The organism is Bradyrhizobium sp. WYCCWR15520, assembly GCF_056174665.1.
Window position 1 is genome coordinate 118910 of record NZ_JBWBWM010000024.1, and the last position, 17992, is coordinate 136901.

The window sequence follows — 17992 nt, forward strand, 5'->3', positions numbered from 1 at the left end:
CTGCTCACACGTTCAGATGGATGGGGATGCGCAGATGCCGCCTTGCGACCTCGACAAACAGCGGATCGCGCTTCGCGGCCCAGGCAGCGGCGGCGTGGCCGAACGCCCAGACCAGAACACCGGCGATCCACAGCCGCAGGCCGAGGCCGAGCGCTGCGGCCACGGTGCCGTTGAGGATGGCGACCGCGCGCGGCGCGCCGCCGAGCAGGATCGGCTCGGTCAAAGCGCGATGCACGGGCACGGCGAAGCCTTCAATGGGCCCATCCATCAGATGAGCACTCCGCCGCCGAACGAGAAAAATGCCAGGAAGAAGCTCGACGCCGCAAAGGCGATCGACAGACCGAACACGATCTGGATCAAGCGCCGGAAGCCGCCGGAAGTGTCGCCAAACGCGAGCGTAAGACCGGTGACGATAATGATGATCACAGCCAGTATTTTTGCGACCGGTCCTTCGACCGATTGCAGGATCTGGTTGAGCGGCTGCTCCCACGGCATGTTGGACCCCGCCGCATAGGCCGCGGGGGAGATCAACGAAGAACTGAAAGTGACGACAGCGGTTTCCATCACGCGTCGCGATGTGACGTTCTTCATGATCGGTCTCCTAAGGGTGTGACGAGGTAGTCACCGTCGGGCGTCAGGCCATCGACGCGCGCAAGTTCTGTCAGCCGTCGGTCTGCACCACGGCCGGAGAGAACGGCGATCACGTCGATGGTTTCCGCGATCAGCGCGCGCGGCACGGTAACGACGGCTTCTTGGATAAGTTGTTCGAGACGGCGCAGCGCACCGAGGGCCGTGCCGGCATGGATCGTGCCGATACCTCCGGGATGGCCGGTGCCCCAGGCCTTGAGAAGATCGAGCGCCTCTGCCCCACGCACCTCTCCGATCGGAATCCGGTCGGGACGCAGCCGCAGCGAGGAGCGCACGAGGTCGGACAACGAGGCAACGCCGTCCTTGGTGCGCAACGCCACGAGATTCGGCGATCTGCACTGGAGTTCGCGCGTATCTTCGATCAGCACCACGCGGTCGGTCGTCTTGGCGACTTCGGCCAAGAGAGCATTGGTCAGCGTGGTCTTACCGGTCGAGGTGCCGCCCGCCACCAAAATGTTACGGCGCTCTCGAACCGCTTCGCGGAGAGCCTCAGCTTGAAAGCCCGCCACAATGCTGGCAGCGACATAATCGTCGAGGGTGAAGACGGCGACCGCCGGCTTGCGAATGGCGAAGACCGGTGCGGTCACTACCGGCGGCAGCAGCCCCTCGAAGCGCTCCCCCGTCTCCGGCAGCTCAGCCGAAACCCGCGGACTTGCCGGATGCACCTCGGCGCCGACGTGATGGGCCACGAGCCGCACGATGCGTTCGCCGTCGGCCGCGGCGAGGCGATCGCCGGTATCCGCCAGGCCGCCCGATAGCCGATCGACCCAGAGCCGACCATCGGGATTGAGCATCACCTCAACTACGACGGGGTCTTCGAGCCAGGCCGCGATCGCCGGCCCGAGCGCGGTGCGCAGCATGCGTGCGCCCCGCGATACCATCTCGGATTTTATGGATTGCAGCGCCACGCTTGCCCCCAAGGCCGCCGAGACTACGGAGCCGGGCGGCGGGGATCAGTAGAAAAGGCAGGCCGCGTTCTCGCGCAACAAGGTCAGATCTGCTGGCGCGCCCTGGCGTAGCAAAAGAAGAAGACGGCGGACTCACTCATGGGGAGCGGTTGGCGATGCCATGGCGGGATCGATATCGAGCGAGATCTCCTGGGCCAAGGTCTGGCCCCTGGCCAGCCGGCGCCCGAGCGCTTCGACAAAACCTTCATACCGCTCCCGTCCCTTGGTTTGTGCCGCGGACTGCGCCGTGTCGGGCAGCGGCGGTGTTGCCGTCAGCCAGAACCGTACGAACAAGGCCAGCGCCTCATTCGAGATCGTGATGTGACGCTCAAGCCGCTCTACCTGACGGGTCAGCCGGTCAAGACGACGACCGAGCGCTGCCTCCATCCGCTCGGAATTGTCGGGCGACAAGAACGAAGCCAGCGCGGTTTCTACGACAAGCGCCTGCGGCACCCGCTTACGGTTGGCGTGGTCGGCAAGCTTGCCCGCGAGGTCAGGAGGCAAGCGAAACGTATGTTTGGTCCGCATCATCTCATCCTAGAGCTCCACGCCATCGTCCGGGTCCATTGTGGCTTGGCGTGCAAGGCTGGAGACGTTCGTGCGCAGCAGGCGAGCCTTAATCGCGCCACCGTCGTCCTCGTCTTCCGTGAAGTCGAACTCTGGCGGAGATTTTGAAATTTCGGACGCGATCTCTTCGTGCTCCGGAAGCTCCGGTTCCCGCCGAATGCCCGAATTTGCGGGATCATCGGCAGATCGCTGGGCACCCGACGCGGCTTGCGCTGTGGGCAGAGTTCTATTCGACAGGGATGGCAGCTGGCTCCAATCGTCCGTTGGCGCACCTCCGTCGCAGTCAAAGGTGTTTCGTTCCGGCGGTGGCAGTACGCGTTCGGCCAGGCGTGGATCCTCAAAATACCTCGCCTTCCTGCCGCGGATCGGTGGCACGCCGGACACCAGCACCAACTCGTCCTCGAATGGAAGCTGCATCACCTCGCCCGGCGTCAGTAACGGCCGCGCGGTCTCCTGCCGCGAGACCATGAGATGGCCGAGCCAGGGGCTTAGCCTATGGCCGGCGTAATTCTTCATTGCCCGCAGCTCAGTTGCAGTCCCGAGCGCGTCCGACACTCGCTTGGCGGTGCGCTCGTCGTTGGTCGCGAAGGAAACGCGCACATGACAATTGTCAAGGATGGCGTTGTTCGGCCCATAGGCCTTTTCGATCTGATTGAGAGATTGGGCAATGAGAAAGCTCTTGAGGCCATAGCCCGCCATGAAGGCAAGCGCCGACTCGAAGAAATCGAGCCGTCCCAGCGCCGGAAACTCATCGAGCATGAACAGCAGTCGATGCCGGCGGCCCTTGGCCTGGAGGTCTTCGGTCAGGCGGCGTCCGATCTGGTTGAGGACCAATCGTACCAGCGGCTTGGTGCGACTGATGTCAGACGGAGGCACAACGAGATAGAGCGTCGTTGGCCGTTCGTTCTCAATGAGATCCCGAATGCGCCAGTCGCACCGGCGTGTTACCTGGGCAACGACGGGATCGCGATAGAGCCCAAGGAACGACATCGCGGTGGATAGCACGCCTGATCGCTCGTTCTCGCTCTTGTTCAGCAACTCCCTCGCCGCGGAAGCGATGACCGGATGTGTGCCGGCTTCGCCAAGATGCTGCGTCGTCATCATTGCGCGAAGCGTGGCTTCGATCGGACGTTTCGGGTCGGACAGAAAGCTCGCGACCCCGGCAAGCGTCTTGTCCTGCTCCGCGTAAAGGACGTGAAGGATGGCTCCAACGAGCAAGGCGTGGCTGGTCTTTTCCCAGTGGTTCCGCCGTTCCAGTGACCCCTCAGGATCGACGAGCACGTCGGCGACATTTTGAACGTCGCGAACCTCCCATTCTCCCCGTCTTACTTCCAAAAGAGGATTGTAGGCCGCACTCCCTGAATTGGTTGGATCGAACAACAGCACCCGGCCGTGTTGGGCGCGAAAGCCTGACGTCAGAGTCCAGTTTTCACCCTTGATGTCATGGACGATGCAACTTCCCGGCCAGGTTAGAAGCGTCGGGACAACGAGGCCGACACCCTTTCCGGATCTGGTCGGCGCGAAGCACAGCACGTGCTCCGGTCCGTCGTGTCGCAGGTATTGTCCCTCGATACGCCCGAGGATCGCGCCGTCTGCCCCGGCGAGGCCGGCGCCTCGAATATCAAGCTGGTTCGCCCAACGTGCAGAACCGTATGTGGCCGCTGTCTCCGCCTCCCGAGCCCGCCACACCGACATCGCAAGTGCGGCTATGATAGAGAGGATCCCGCCCGACGCAGCGACGCATGCCCCTTCGACGAACACTTCAGGCGCATAGGCATCGTAGGCATACCACCACCAGAAGAAGGCCGGAGGAAGATAAATGGGAATGCCCGGCGCGAGTTCAAACCAGGGGTGGCCGAGTTGGGGCTGATAGCCGAGCCGCCACGCCGTCCACTGCGTCGCGGCCCACGTCGTGATCAGTACGATGGCCAGGACGAAGGCGATCTGGCCCCAAAGTATTCTGGTTGCGGACATGGCACGGAATTAAAATGCCTGCGTAAACCGCAGGCAAGCCATCCTGCCGAGCGCGAGTATTTTCGGACATCCAGGCGAGCAAATTGATCTCTAAAGCCATCCGGTATTGCTGTTGCGATAATCGCGCTGGTTGTTGCCGCGGCTTGTTTGAGTATAAGTCGAAGGGAAATTCCGCACTGGAAGCGCCATTTGGCGATATCTCTCAACAAGATATATGTTCACTTTAAGCTCTCAATGGCTGCCCACCCCACTCTTCGCATCGAGATTGCGTATGGCCCTTGCAAAGAATTGGAAGTTTGGAGCACGACCGGAACGGAAAAGTTTATAGGACATAGACTGCTCCTGGCCCTAAGCTGAACAACGCTTAAGCCGTTGTCATGTCGGCTGTCAGCGGCAGACCGGACATCGATCCGCGCCGGCCTACACCGCCGCATATGATCCCACACAAGACATTGGGCTACATTGGGCTCGACTTGTCTTATTCATTTATCACCGACGTCGATTGATTTGCTGACCGTCTGACCGTTGAGGTGTTCGGTTCGTCTGCCGACGCCCGTTTATCGACGCCAGTCCTCTCTGGACGTTCATGCCTCGACATACCGCACGTTGTCTCTGTGCTCGCTTGAGCAGCACGATGCTCGGTTGGAGGTCATGCAAGTTGAAGCCTAAGGCTGCGAGGAGCGTACAAACCGAACGATGTGAGCCGGAACACATTTGATGCGATCGGATTGGACTAAGATTGTTGCTGAAAGTCGTGGTGCGAATGTCCCTGTTTTCTAGGGAGCTTGCCATGCACAAACTGCTCATGATCGCGCGAGTCGCAGCTGCGTTCGAAATGGCAAATGCAGCAACCAAGAAGCTTCCCACTTGCATTCGCCCGGAACTGCCGGAACCAAGGAGCAATGTCGCGCTCTGAAGGTCGGCTCTTAGAGGGGAAACCGATGAGAGCTCAGGTAGATCAGCAATTAGATCGGGTGCGACATGGATTGCCCGAGCTGCGGCAGAGTCAACCCAAAGGGTAACAAGGTTTGCGGCGATTGCGGCGCGCCGCTATTCGTGCGCTGCGCTGCGTGCGAAGCCGACAACCCGTCAGGTAAAAGGTTCTGCGGCGACTGCGGCGCAGCGCTCACGGAGACGGAAGCCGCGCGAGTATCGGCAGCGGCTCGAGTGTCGACGTCCACCATGGTGCGGGTCACGGAGCCCTCTACCTTGTCACCCGCGCCAAGTTCTTCCGCCGAGCGCCGTCAACTCACAGTGATGTTCTGCGACCTCGTCGGCTCGACGGCGCTTGCGACCAAGCTCGACCCGGAAGATCTGCGGGAGATTATCGCCGAGTACCGCGATGGCGTGGCTGCCATCGTTCGCAAGTACGGAGGTACCATCAGCCGCTACATCGGCGATGGCATGCTGATCCTGTTCGGTCATCCTTCGGCGCACGAGGACGATCCCGAGAACGCCGTGCACGCCGCGCTAGAGATTGCCTTGGCCCGGCATGCACCGAGCGCCCCAACAGATATCGAGCTGCGGGTTCGCCTCGGACTTGCGACTGGTCTCGTCATCGTGGGCGACCTGATCGGCAGCGAGGCTGCCGAGCCGCAGGCGGTACTCGGCGAAACGCCGAACCTGGCGGCCCGACTGCAAGCGCTCGCCGAGCCCGACGGGGTGGTAATCGCCGATGATACGAGGCGGCTCATCGGCGGGCTCTTTGATTACGAGGATCTCGGCGCGGTGATGCTGAAGGGCTTCGCCGCCCCGGTGCGCGCCTGGCGGGTGCTGCGTGAGGGAACGGCGGAAAGCCGCTTCGAGGCATTCCACGCGGCAGCGCTCACGCCATTGGTTGGGCGCGAGGAGGAGCTCGAGCTCCTGGTGCAGCATTGGCAGCGTGCCAGGACGGGCACTAGCCAGGTAGTGTTGCTGGCGGGCGAGCCGGGGATCGGCAAATCGCGCCTCGTCGCGGCCCTCCAGGAGCGCATCGAGGCCGAGCCGCACACTCGCTTGCGGTATTTCTGCTCGCCGCATCATCAGGACAGCCCGCTGTATCCCTTCATTGCTCAGCTCCAGCGCACCCTCGAGTTCGAGCGCGAGGACACGCCGGAGCACAGGCTCAACAAGCTGCAGGCGGTGCTAGCCCCGGCGTTGCCGCCCGACGAGGACGTAGCAATCCTAGCCGACCTGCTATCGATCCCGACCGGCGGGCGATATCTGCCGATTGCCCTTACGCCACAGCGAAAGAAAGAGAAGACCTTCGACGCCTTGTTTCGGCAGCTCGAAGGTCTGGCCCGGCGACACCCAGTCATGATGGTCTTCGAAGACGCGCAATGGATCGATCCGAGCTCGCGCGAGTTGCTGGACCGGACCATCGATCGGGTGGCGACCCTGCCGGTGCTGTCGCTGATCACCTTCCGTCCCGAGTTTCAGTCCATTTGGACCGGAAAGTCACATGTCAGCACGATGGTTCTGAACCGCCTTGATCATGAGGCGGGCGCCGCTCTGATCCGGAGCATGACTGGCGACCGGGGACTGCCGCCCGAGCTCGTCACTGAGATCGCCGAGCGAACGGACGGTGTACCGCTATTCGTCGAGGAACTGACCAAGGCTGTGCTCGAAGCGGGTGCTACCGGGGTCGAGCGCGCCGTCTCCACTGCGCCGGTTCCGGGGCTCGCAGTGCCGCCCACCTTGCACGCCTCGCTGATGGCGAGGCTCGACCGTATTGGCCCGGTCGCCAAGGAGGTCGCGCAACTCGGCGCGGCCATCGGCCGAGAGTTCTCCTACGATCTGCTCTTCGCCGCCGCGCGCCGAAGCGAGAGCGAGCTGCGATCGGCGCTCGAGCGGCTGACAGGTGCCGGGTTGGTGTTTCGGCGCGGCGAACCACCCGAGGCCAATTTCCTCTTTAAGCACGCATTGGTGCAGGACGCGGCATACGGCACGCTGCTGCGCGGCCAGCGTCGCCAGTTGCACGCCCGTATCGCTGGCGTACTGGAGGAGAAGCTCGCGACAACGGCCGAAGCGCAACCCGAGATCCTCGCGCACCATTTTGAAAATGCCGGTCTGATCGAGAAGGCGGTTTCCTATTGGCAGGAAGCCGGCGAACGCTCCAAGGCGCGCTCGGCCACGGCCGAAGCGATCAGACAGATGCGGAAGGCGCTCGACTTGTTGTCCCATCTACCGAACGCTGCCGAGAGCCAGCGTACCGAACTCCAACTTCAACTCGCAATCGGCGGGGCGCTGATCGCCGCGAAGGGCCATGCGGCCGAAGAGACCGGAAAGTCCTACGCGCGGGCGCGTCGTCTGTGCGAGCAGCTGAACGACACGCCGAATCTGCTTAAGGCGTTGTGGGGCGAGTTCGTTCATCACCACGTGCGCGCCGAGACGAAACTATCGCATCGCGCCGCCGAAGAACTGCTCGAGTTGGCCGGACGACAAAATGACAGGGCAGCCATGGTGGCCGGTCATCGGGCGGTCGGCGATAGTTGGCTCCATCGCGGAGAGTTGCGCTTGGCGCGCGCGCATCTCGAGCAGGGGCTCGCACTTTACGATCCCACGCAGCATCGATCTCTGACGCTTCTGTTCGCCGAGAACGCCCGCGTGGCGATGCTCTCCTTCCTCTCGCTGACGCTCGGGCTTCTAGGCTTCGTCGACCAGGCCCGGGCGCGTAGCAGGGAAGCCCTGGCAGAGGCGCGCGAGCTGTCGCACCCCATCAGCCTCGCATTCGCCTTAAGCGTCGCCTGCCGGCTGTATTTCGTGCTCGACGATCCGCGGACCGTGCGCCTGCTGGCGGATGAGCTGATTGCGCTTACTACCGAGCAGGGCTTTGCCTTCTTTCTCGCGATGGGAACGGCGTATCGCGGCTGGACCTTGGTCGAGGCCGGCGAATCAGACACCGGGATGAGTCTGCTCCGGCTCGGGATCGAAGGATTCCAAGCGTCCGGCGCGGCGTGGACGCTTCCGTTCTACCTCGCGCAGCTTGCGACGGCGCACATGAAGACGGGAACGCCCGAAGACGGGCTCGGCCGACTATTTGAGGCTTTGTCTCTAACCGAGAAATCGGGCGTGCGGTGGTTCGAGGCCGAACTGCGATGTCGCCGAGGCCAGCTGTTGCGGACCACTCGCCAAGACGCTGAGGCCGAGGCGGAGGCCGACTTTCGTCAGGCCATCGCGATCGCGCACCAGCAGGAGGCGAAGCTCTGGGAACTCCGCTCCGCCATCAGCCTGGCCCGGCTCTGGCGCGACCAAGACAAGCGCGACGAAGCACACGGTCTCCTCGCGCAGATCTACGGTTGGTTCACCGAGGGCTTCGACACACCCGACTTGAAGAATGCAGAGGCCTTACTTCACGAACTGAGCGCGTAGAAGTTCGTGTAATCCTCATTGCCAGCCCGAATTCTTACTGCCTTGAAGCAAATTAGGTGATGTCCGCTTTTTGCGGAGGAGCGGACCTTCTTGATGCGGAAGACGACTTCTGACCCTGGCTGTGTAAAGACGCAAAAAATCGAGACATGACGAGAATGATTTTCTCAGATCGATTCAAATCCAAGACGTCGCGCCTCTATCTGCATATAAGGGAGGGCCTTGGCGAACATTTTGTTCTATCGCGATTGAGCACCTTCGCGTTTCCACACAGCCAAGACCCACTTCGGACATCGAGGTTTGGCAAGCAGGGCAGCAAAAGTCCCGGGCGCCCCGGCCTCAAGGTAGCGGTCAGCGATGTTCCGAACTTTTTTGCCCTCCGCTTTAGAAGGCGCTCAGCAGGACGGGCAAGTAATCTGATGCTCGTCGGTTGCTACTTTTGCTGAACACGACTCAGATAATCGATAACAGCGAGGATGCGTTTTCGCACGACGACTTCCGGGTCTTGCTCCGGCCCGGCCATCTTCCAATAAGTCGGATCAACATAGTGAGGCAAGTTGATAACGGGGTTGAATCGTTCCCCCCAAATTGGCATTTCACGAGTGCCGTGAGCGGGAATTTTTTTCAATCCATCTATGGTTTCGTAAACAGCGTCCGTGGGAAAGACTCCGTTGTTGTTCTTGGCCAACATCGTCAAATCGGGAGGCGGTATCTTAAGCTGGTCGCTGACCGGTCCTTTGCCCTTTGCATCCGTACCATGACAACTCGCGCACGAAGACTGAAATTCTGACTTACCGATGTCGGAGTCTTCAGCCTGAGCCGCAGCAGCGAAACCAGCGGCAAGACTGGTAATGATCAGGCATTTTGCACCACATTTTATCATGTCGCGCTCCGACGCTGGCTAGAAAGATCTTACTACTAGCCGCTTTGCCCCCCGACAGTTTGATGTACATCAAGACTGGCTTCGAACGCGGCGTCTTGCAATTCGCGAGCTTTGTCGCGTGAGGTTCGCTCCGTCCTGTCACGGAAGGCCCTGCCTATGACAGGAACACTGCCGGAATTCACTGCCTTCTGTAGATTCCGATTAGCTCCAAGGAGGTCTAGTATGCGTCTTATCCATATCCGCTAAGCTAGAGCAAAATGCAGTAGTTTTCATCGCCTCTCCATAGGGACAGCTTTATGCCGACAACGCTTCGAGAGATGGCGCTCACACTCGATCTTGTGGCACGCACCACGCGCGTGGTCGAGGATGCAGGCCCTAGTCCCGGCGCAGTCTACATGACCGATGAAGATTACGACGTGGCTATAGGCAACGTTCTGGGCCACGCTCCAGCCGGTGATGTCTGGCTCTTTGGGTATGGTTCGCTTCTTTGGAAGCCGGTATGTGAATTTACCGAAAGCCGAATAGCTACAGTCCGGGGATGGCATCGGGCGTTTTGCTTTCGGGTGGCCCGCTTTCGGGGCACCCGCGATAAGCCGGGACTGATGCTCGCGCTTGATCGCGGCGGCAGATGCAAAGGCATGATCTTTAGGCTTCCGCCCGATCAGGTCTCGGCGAGCCTGAATGCCCTATTTCGGCGCGAAATGGTGGTCAAACCGGCTGTGAACGTACCGCGGTGGATGACAGCTGAAACGGATGAAGGTCCGATCCGGGCTCTCGGAATGGTGGTAGACCGCCAAAGCCCACATTACTCTGGGAAGTTGCCGTTAGAAGAGGCCGCCGACATTCTGGCATCAGCTGCGGGACATTGGGGCTCCTGCGCGGAGTACCTCAGGGAAACTGTATCCCGATTAGAGGAACTGGACATTCACGACGAATCGCTTTGGCAACTCCAGGCGCTAGTAGCGGAAAGGTTGCAATTCACTTTAAGCTCCGAATATTCGAACTAGGCCGGGTTGCCGTGCCGGTTGCCACTGCACCGCTTTTTCAAGATATCTACTACTGGGCATGTTTAAGACATGCAGAGACGCACCAGACGTCCGCTTAAAGGAATTGGCGGGCGATCAAATCGACGCAAATATCCGAAGCGCACGTCCTCTCACTTACCATACGGAACGGCAGTCTTCGGGCCACCGCGATAAGCGTGGGATTTTTTGGCTTTGACTCCCCGCGCGTACACATCGACTTCCTGCGCGTAAATAGGACCCCGAGACTAATCCTAAAACTAAATCAGATTAGGTCCCGTTCGCTCGACGTGCCGGCGCAGCCGTCGGTTGGCATCCTGCGGGACGAAAGCGAGTCCGAGGAAACTCGGGCTTTGCTGCAGAATACTGCACGCCGCATACGGCTCCCGGCAATCGCGCCAGCACCCAAGTTCGAGCAAACCAGACCGCAGCCGCGACCTGAAGGCCGACGTTGAAAGCAAACGCGGTCTGGTAAGCGATCTCAGGATAGTGCCCATCTGTGGGAGCCCAAAGCTGAACCACTAAGCCCGTCACATATTGCACGACAAACGCGCCACCGATGTGGAAGAGGTTCAGCGCCGCGTTGGCCCTACCCGCCAGTTCGGTGGGGAAATACTCGGCCAGGATCGCGTAACTGAGGACAGTTCCAGCACCGACCGCCGCCACGACGATCCACGGGACATAGGATGGGAGCGGCAATCGCAGGATCAATGCCAACTGAGCCGCGATAAAAATCATGGCGACAAGGCCCAACAGCGCCCGCGGTCCGACACCACGTCGGCGCAATCGATCGACCGCGACGCCCCACACAAGCGCGCCCAAACTCAATGCGATTGCCATGACAAGCAAATGCCAGAGCAATTCCGACCGGTCGAGGTCCTCGACATCGCTGAGCCACGGTGCCGCCCACAGTCCCTGGAGCGCCCAAGCCGTCCCGATACAGGTCGCCGAAAGTGGGGCCAGGCGCCAGAAGCGTGGATCGGCGTAAACGGTCTTCAGACTAACATGAGTAGGTCCGCCCGTCGCCGATATAGCTGCCGGCATCTCTGGCACGACAAGGTAGATGACAAGAGCGCATCCGGCCGAGACAAGCGCGAGTAGCTCGAACAATCCTCGCCAGCCTACCGAGACCAGCAGGAATTCCGCAGGCAAAGTTGCCGTCAGAGCACCCAAGGCCCCCAACATAATCATCAGACCGTTGAGGAGGGCTACACGTTCCCTGGGAAACCAGAGCACGAGGGCCTTCAAGCCGGCCGTCAATGATGCGGCGACACCAAGACCGATCAGCGCTCGACCGCCGAGGAGCAGCCAAAAATTGTCGGAGACGGCAAATAATGCCGCGCCCAGAGCTGCCGCGACCATCACGGCACTTTGGATTCGCCCCGGACCATATCGGTCCAACAAGATGCCGATCGGAATCTGGGCTGCCGCGAACGTCAGGTAATAAACAGAGGTCAGTAGGCCAAGATCGCCAGCGCCAAGGCCAAATTCCGACGTCAAAGAGCCAGCGACCGTCGCATTGATGGTCCGGAACAGAAACGAGAGGTAGTAAGCAGCAACGAACGGGCAGAACACGCACATAATCAGACGCCAATTTTGCGCCAGGCCTCCCATACGTCGGCGCGCAGTCTCACGGCCATGCTGTCGAGGTGGTCTCGGTGCGCTGACAGTTTGCCGCCTCGTATGCGGTTCATTGCAAGGGTATTCCTGCCTTCCCTGGAAAGTTGAACAGGCTACCGCCCTCCCGGACGGCAGCGAATGGCTCTGTTTTGTCACCAAACAGACTTGACGCGGCGAGAGCTGGCTTTTGAACTGGGGAGCATGTCTGCGGCGCCGCTCCGCGGAGAGCAATCATCGCAGTGTCGCGTTTCGTCGTATCGAGCCGATCCATCGTCTCCTGCATGAGCGACGTTCCCAGCTGAACACGGCGTTTGACCTGCGCGGCAAGTTCGTCGAAGCGCTCGGACCCAAGTACGCAGGCCGCGCGTTGGTCCGCTGCAGGAAGAACGGGCGTCACGGCGAGATGAAAGCGCGCCTGAAGGGCGACGGTCTCATTTGCGATTCTAAGACTGCGATCGAGCTCTTCGAGTTGACGGCTCATAAGTGAAAGGCGACGATCTATCGGGAGATCGTTGGTGTCATCGTCGGCGCCGAAGAACTGAGCGAGAGCGGCCTCAACGAGTGCCGACTTGCTTGTGCCGGGACGCTTGGCTGCTGCTGCCAACCGCGCGGCCATTTCTTCCGATAGGTAAACGCCTATTCTGGGTTTCATGGTGAACCTTGTCTCAATGCGATTGAACCCGCAATCGCGCCTGCATTACGCATCTGATCGACGTTAGCTGCCGAGGGTGCCCTGCCCGCCAAGAACGTGGCCTACAAAAGAAGGCACTCGCGTCTCTGAGCAATCGCCCAACCGCGGTTGTCGTATGTTTGGACAGATCCGCGTACAAAAACTGATCAAGCCTGTGCGCGATTTTGGAGCGACGATGGATCGAAGCATCTCGCGGGGCTGGTGCGAAACGGCCGGGCTGCCGTCAAATACCGAGACCGATTTTCCTTTCAAGGCTCCAGGTCACTCGTCCTCCGATTGCGACGCCTGATACGTCTCGACCAAGATGCTGCTCCAATGCCGGTCGCCAGGGGACGAGTTGGAAGCCAACTCCATCGTCGATCATGGCAAACCGGCCCGACGCCAGGATCAGGCGTTGACGATAGATGCCAGCCACATGCTCACCCTCAGATGAAGGACGATGGAGCAGCCCGGTCTCGACGGAGAGCCTTGCGACAGCTGCATCAAGGTCCCGTTGTCTCAAGGTCTTGAGCAGATCGCGAGCGAAGATAACCCGCTGCCCCTGTCGCCGCGCAAGGCCTTCGCCGACGAGATGATCTATCCGGCGTTCCATCGCATCCCGTGCTGCGATACCAAATCCGGTGCTGCTCACTTCAGAATCTCGGGTAATCAACTGTCGGTCAATCCAGGTCGCTCCCTGCGCCGTGACCTGGGCCTCAATACTGAGATCCGATCGCGTGGCGAGCGAGAGATGCTTGCGCCCCTGCGCATCGTCATATGTCCGCGCCTCCACGATCGCGCCGGGCGTGGCATCGCCGGTCATTTCGATATCAGCGAATCTGATGTGATGCGTCCGTCCATCAACGCCCTCGACGATCGCATAGGCCGAGCCTCTCAGCTCGTCATGTAGTCCCCGCTCGACAAGGCGGCCGAGTACCGCATCTACCGGTTCGTCGCCGTGCAGCGCAAAGCCTGCGACATCCGGCTCGCGGTGGACGCCGCTCATCGCCCGATGCATCGTCTTGATGATGTCGCTGCGAAGCGAGAGATTACGCAGCTTGTCCTTAATACCGGGTTTGAGGGTCCAGCAGCCGGGTGCGATCTGCTCGGCAAGACCGAGACGTTCCAGCCTGGCCGCCCGTCCGACCATCAGGCGGCGGAGTTCGGGGTCTTCGCCTGATGCACTGGGGCGAAGGTCTGCCACGCCCGCCCCCTCGTCTGTGGCAACACGCAACGCCCGATCGAGGCTCGTCCAACGTTCGGCCTCAACCTCCCTTTCCAGGGCAGACCGGATTTCCTGCTCGCTGCGCGGTCCAAGCTCGAGGGTAACGCGCTCGGCGGCACGATCCCGAAACCCGCGGCTGATGTAATCCCGGCTGATGACCAGATCCTGACCGTCCTCGGCACGCCCGCGGATCAGGACATGAATATGCGGGTTGTCGGTGTTCCAGTGATCGACCGCGATCCAATCCAGTTTGGTTCCGAGATCCCGAGCGACATCGGTCATCAGCTCGCGCGTGAAGGTGCGGAGATCGCCGAGTTCGGCGGCATCCTCCGGAGAAACGATGAAGCGGAAATGATGCCGGTCGTCCCTGCAGCGCTCGGCGAAAGCGCGTTCGTCTACCTTATCCGACGTCGCGTCGAACATCCGGGCTTCCGCTCCGTCCCGCGTCACGCCCTCGCGCTTCAAATAGGTGATGTGCTTGGATAGCGGCGCCGAGCGAAAGCGCGCGCCGTGATGACGGACCACGCGCGCCTTCATCACCACACGTCGTGAGGTCGATCGCAACGACAGGGAAAGCGCAGCACCCCGGCCCCGACCGAAGCGGGACCGGCTCGCACCGCCCTTGCCGCGACCAAAACTGTGGCCGACATGTCCTGCCTTCTTTGCGGCGCGCATGACCTGGCCGACAAAGCTCTTCGGACGCGACAGGCCACGCCCACTGTCGCGAATGCGTCCGGGACGGACGCGAATTTCATTGTCGCGCTGACTCATGATACCTCATCGCCAATTTTCAAAGACCGACGGCCCTCGATGCCTTGATTTGTCTGAGGTTTCGGCGTGCAGCGACGGCATGACCACTCTCGTCGCCTCGTAGAACCTCAACGCCATCAACCACATGCGCCCGACCGAAGGCGGCGTTTTTCCCTTGCCGTCCGTGGCTCGTTTGATCGTGCTCCCTCCTCTTCACAATCCCACGTGCGAAAAGTCCCGACAGCACGCGATTGACTACGATTCCACCGACGTGCTGACGGCAGGCCGTTGGCGACGTACTCGCGAGGCGGTCAAGTGGTCGACTTCGACGGTCACCCGATGCCGCGGCCCTGCTAGCTCTGGCCGGGATGGAGGAATGCGGCTGCATCCGATGGGTTAGAGGCGCTGCTATTTGAGAGCGTGAGCAACACACGGTTAGTTCTCTCCATCCGTCCACATCGGCAGCGCGCGGGCGATGATTGCAGACGCCGCGATGGGTCCGACGTAGCGGCCGTCCAGCGAATCGGACGACTGCCAATTCATGAGGAAGACGTCATCTCGCGCGACGACGCGGCAGCCCTGCCAGGTTGGGAGCGGACGGCCACGTCTGTCGCGATCGCGCGCCTCGCCAAGTCCAATTCCATCGACGGTAATGGTGAGGCCATTCCTGCAAACCGTTTGCCCGGGGACTGCGAGGACGCGCTTCAGCATTAGCATGCCGCGCGGCAGATAGCCGCCCTCAGCTAGGAACGCAGCAAGCGGCTCCGGCGGCAGGACTGCGACAAGTTCGGAGACAAACAACGTGCCGGCGGGCTGCAGGCGATAGAGCCCAAGCGGGGCACTCTCTGAGGCGTTCCACACGTACAGGGGAGCAGGCTTCGCGGCGATCACAGACACCAGCAGGGCGACCGAACCGAACATTGTCAGGAGCGTCGTCATCGCGCAAGTGATCTGGAGCCGGAAAAGCTTGTGTGGGTCTGGCCGGGCCGGATCCCGGAAGGAAAGCTTGTGCTGCTGGGTGGTCCGCCTGGGCTCGGCAAGAGCCAGCTGACCGCATTCTTGTCGGCCACCGTCTCGAACGGTGGTTACTGGCCTTGTGGCGAAGGCTCGACACTTTCGGGAGACGTCATCTTCATGTCCGCGGAGGATGGCGTGCAAGACACCATCATCCCGCGCCTCATGGCGGCGGGAGCGGACCGCAACCGCGTTCACATCGTATCAGCCGCGACCAAGCCAGACGGAACGGGTCGGAAGACGTTCAGCTTGAAAACCGACGTCGATCTCTTGGAAGAGATGGCTAGGACAATCGGCACGGTCAGACTGATCATCGTCGACCCGATCTCGGCATACATGGGTGGCAGCGACGGCAACGGGAACGTGGAGACCCGGGAAGTCCTGGAGCCGTTGGCCGACATGGCTAACCGTCTGCGCATCGCCGTGGTCGCCGTGACGCACCTCAACAAGGGTGGAGGTGGCGGCAACCAGAGCGCCTTGAACCGGTTCGCCGGGTCGATCGCGTTCGTGGCTGCGGCCCGAGCGGCGTTCGCCGTGATCGAGGATCCGGAGGACGACGAGCGGCGGTTCTTGCTCCAGGCCAAGAATAACCTCGGCAAGAAGTGCAAGGGGTTGGCCTTCCGGCTCGAGCAGCGCCTGGTCGGCGACGACGGCATGTCATCGAATGTCATGTTCGAGGGCAACCACGTCAGCGAGTCGATCGACGAAGCGCTGTCTGCCTCGGAGAACCGCGGAGCCAAGAAGGGACAGTCGGGCGGCGGCAAGGAGGACGTCATGCAGTTCCTGAGGGACATCCTCTCGGCCGGTCCGGTGGACGTTCTGGAGGTCGAGCGTCATGCCCGGGCGGCGGCATTGCTTGAGGACGACAAGCGGCTGAGCAAGAGCAAGGCCTTCCGAGACGCCCGAGACGCGCTTGGGGTGAGAACGTCGAGGGAGGGTTTTGGGCCTGGTTCGAAGTTTGTACTCAGCCTGACCGACTTTTCACACGCCAGCGGTGGTACGGGCAACTCCCCATTGGCGCCTATTGGCGCCATAGGCGCCCCTTCTGAAACAAGGGCGCCTATGGAGGATCAGGGCGCCTATGGAGAGGTCGGAGGTCCGCGATGACGGGCCGCCGAACTCGCCTGAAGGACCATCGGGCCGATTGGCTCTCATTGGCGCCGGCCTCACGGGATGGCAGCGGGAGACTAGCCCTGTCCGGCCAATGCGGCGGTGTGGTTGCCCTGACCGACAGCACCGCGGCGGTCCGTCGGCAGTCGGCCCTAACCTATCGGCGAGGAGACCAATCCGGCGCCATTCTAGCTTCGGAGGTCAAATGAGGGAGCCAGAGGAAAATCGTTGGATGGTTCTCGTGCCCTTCGATGCCCGCGAAGGCATTAGCCTCAGCCAGGCAGCTCTTCGGGCCGGCAAGTCCGAAAGCACGGTTCGCAGCTGGTGCGTGCAGCACAGGTTGGGTAGGCGCGTCGGGGGCGGCATCTGGGTAGTCAGCAAGGTCGCACTATCGATGTTTCTCGATGGCGACCGGAAAGCGTTGTCGGCGTATCTAACTGGGGATCGCTCAAGCTCGCTGGTTAAGCGATACTTTGAGCGGACGGGCGTACCGCTCCCAAAGGTTGCTTAAGACGTTCCCCTAAGACGTCCCGATCTACCTTGCCTACCGCGAATATGCTTGGCGAAAATCTCTAACAACACAGGCCGCGCGCTGACGCGGGCATCGAACAGTGCGGAAGCGAGTTCTTCGATTGCATCGCGATTTTCTGAAATTGAATTTGTCGATCGGCCGGGCCGGCTGATCGTCTCTCGCCGCTTCGCCGGCCTTGCCGCCGCCCCCTGATAGCTGTCCGCGTCGTTGAGCATTCAAGCCGATCCCTATTGATTAGGATCGGTCCTAGCAGCGCGCTGGAAATGAATTATCCTGAACTTCTCGCCCGCAGCTTTGCCGTCATCGCGCAGCACCGGTGCACTTTTGAACAGTTCGATGCAGGCGGCTGACGATTGGAACCTTTCTTATCAAAGGGAATCGAATGTGAGCCTGTGGCTCCATTCCTCCGCCGCCCCCAGGGCCGCAGGTGCGGTCCTGACCGGTCCCGGTCAGGGCCGCTTAGGAACGATCCCATTTAGCTTTGCGTTGCGATTCCGTGCCGACCGGACATCGGCAAAGTATGATACTCCGAGACAGCCTCAGCCGCCCCCTTTCCCTAGCAGGCTGCTGAAAAAGCTGATTGCAGGAGCGATTTTCTTGATCGGCGCGAGGATGCGGCGACTTCCGAGGTCTGAACGACGCCGTAGGCGGTGTCTCGGAGGCGATTTTGCTTCATTTTCGAT

Annotated in this window: 13 protein-coding genes and 1 pseudogene; 4 read left to right on the top strand and 10 right to left on the bottom strand. The window is 61.1% G+C overall.

From position 1 onward, the window contains the following. Nucleotides 1-4 precede the first annotated feature (4 nt). From AC0QUY_RS26530 to AC0QUY_RS26550, 5 genes are all read right to left on the bottom strand, one after another. Nucleotides 5-268, bottom strand: a complete 264-nt coding sequence (locus AC0QUY_RS26530) for a VirB3 family type IV secretion system protein (RefSeq protein ID WP_475389157.1) — start codon at nucleotides 266-268, stop codon at nucleotides 5-7. Then, the gene (locus AC0QUY_RS26535; RefSeq protein WP_475389180.1) at nucleotides 268-564 is read right to left on the bottom strand and encodes a TrbC/VirB2 family type IV secretion system protein; all 297 of its coding nucleotides are present in this window, start codon (nucleotides 562-564) and stop codon (nucleotides 268-270) included. Before AC0QUY_RS26535 ends, AC0QUY_RS26530 begins: the two co-directional genes overlap by 1 nt. Before the next feature lie 23 nt (nucleotides 565-587). Then, nucleotides 588-1508 carry a P-type conjugative transfer ATPase TrbB gene (trbB, locus tag AC0QUY_RS26540; protein WP_475389158.1) on the bottom strand — a complete coding sequence of 307 codons (921 nt, stop codon included), beginning with the start codon at nucleotides 1506-1508 and terminating at the stop codon, nucleotides 588-590. A gap of 180 nt (nucleotides 1509-1688) precedes the next feature. Beyond that, entirely contained in the window at nucleotides 1689-2123 is a 435-nt protein-coding gene (locus AC0QUY_RS26545) for a CopG family transcriptional regulator (protein ID WP_475389160.1), read from the bottom strand. A 9-nt stretch (nucleotides 2124-2132) separates the two neighbouring features. Next, the gene (locus tag AC0QUY_RS26550; protein WP_475389161.1) at nucleotides 2133-4136 is read right to left on the bottom strand and encodes a conjugal transfer protein TraG; all 2004 of its coding nucleotides are present in this window, start codon (nucleotides 4134-4136) and stop codon (nucleotides 2133-2135) included. 981 nt (nucleotides 4137-5117) lie between these two features. Between AC0QUY_RS26550 and AC0QUY_RS26555 the strand changes: the two are divergent. Further along, a pseudogene (locus AC0QUY_RS26555) lies at nucleotides 5118-5243 on the top strand (double zinc ribbon domain-containing protein); the annotation flags it as partial. Between the two features lie 60 nt (nucleotides 5244-5303). Then, complete coding sequence (locus AC0QUY_RS26560) at nucleotides 5304-8486, top strand: AAA family ATPase (protein ID WP_475389182.1); 3183 nt, start codon at nucleotides 5304-5306, stop codon at nucleotides 8484-8486. A gap of 430 nt (nucleotides 8487-8916) precedes the next feature. Here the strand turns inward: AC0QUY_RS26560 and AC0QUY_RS26565 are convergent, their stop codons facing one another. Next, the gene (locus AC0QUY_RS26565) at nucleotides 8917-9366 is read right to left on the bottom strand and encodes a c-type cytochrome (RefSeq protein ID WP_475389162.1); all 450 of its coding nucleotides are present in this window, start codon (nucleotides 9364-9366) and stop codon (nucleotides 8917-8919) included. A gap of 296 nt (nucleotides 9367-9662) precedes the next feature. On the opposite strand from AC0QUY_RS26565, the gene AC0QUY_RS26570 reads away from it, so the two are divergent. Further along, nucleotides 9663-10373 (top strand): gamma-glutamylcyclotransferase, encoded by a 711-nt coding sequence (locus AC0QUY_RS26570; RefSeq protein WP_475389163.1) that lies wholly within the window; start codon nucleotides 9663-9665, stop codon nucleotides 10371-10373. A 285-nt stretch (nucleotides 10374-10658) separates the two neighbouring features. Here AC0QUY_RS26570 and AC0QUY_RS26575 read toward each other — a convergent pair whose 3' ends face one another. The 4 genes from AC0QUY_RS26575 to AC0QUY_RS26590 form a co-directional block, all read right to left on the bottom strand. Beyond that, complete coding sequence (locus AC0QUY_RS26575; protein ID WP_475389164.1) at nucleotides 10659-11969, bottom strand: MFS transporter; 1311 nt, start codon at nucleotides 11967-11969, stop codon at nucleotides 10659-10661. A gap of 109 nt (nucleotides 11970-12078) precedes the next feature. Beyond that, a complete protein-coding gene (locus AC0QUY_RS26580; protein ID WP_475389165.1) occupies nucleotides 12079-12660 on the bottom strand; it encodes a ribbon-helix-helix protein, CopG family in 582 nt (193 codons plus the stop codon). Nucleotides 12661-12922: 262 nt separating this feature from the next. Beyond that, nucleotides 12923-14674 carry a relaxase/mobilization nuclease domain-containing protein gene (locus tag AC0QUY_RS26585; protein ID WP_475389166.1) on the bottom strand — a complete coding sequence of 584 codons (1752 nt, stop codon included), beginning with the start codon at nucleotides 14672-14674 and terminating at the stop codon, nucleotides 12923-12925. A gap of 414 nt (nucleotides 14675-15088) precedes the next feature. Beyond that, a complete protein-coding gene (locus AC0QUY_RS26590) occupies nucleotides 15089-15592 on the bottom strand; it encodes a S26 family signal peptidase (protein WP_475389167.1) in 504 nt (167 codons plus the stop codon). A 30-nt stretch (nucleotides 15593-15622) separates the two neighbouring features. Here AC0QUY_RS26590 and AC0QUY_RS26595 point away from each other — a divergent pair, with 30 nt between their 5' ends. After that, on the top strand, nucleotides 15623-16774 hold the full coding sequence (locus AC0QUY_RS26595) for an AAA family ATPase (protein WP_475389168.1): 1152 nt from the start codon (nucleotides 15623-15625) through the stop codon (nucleotides 16772-16774). Nucleotides 16775-17992: the final 1218 nt, after the last annotated feature.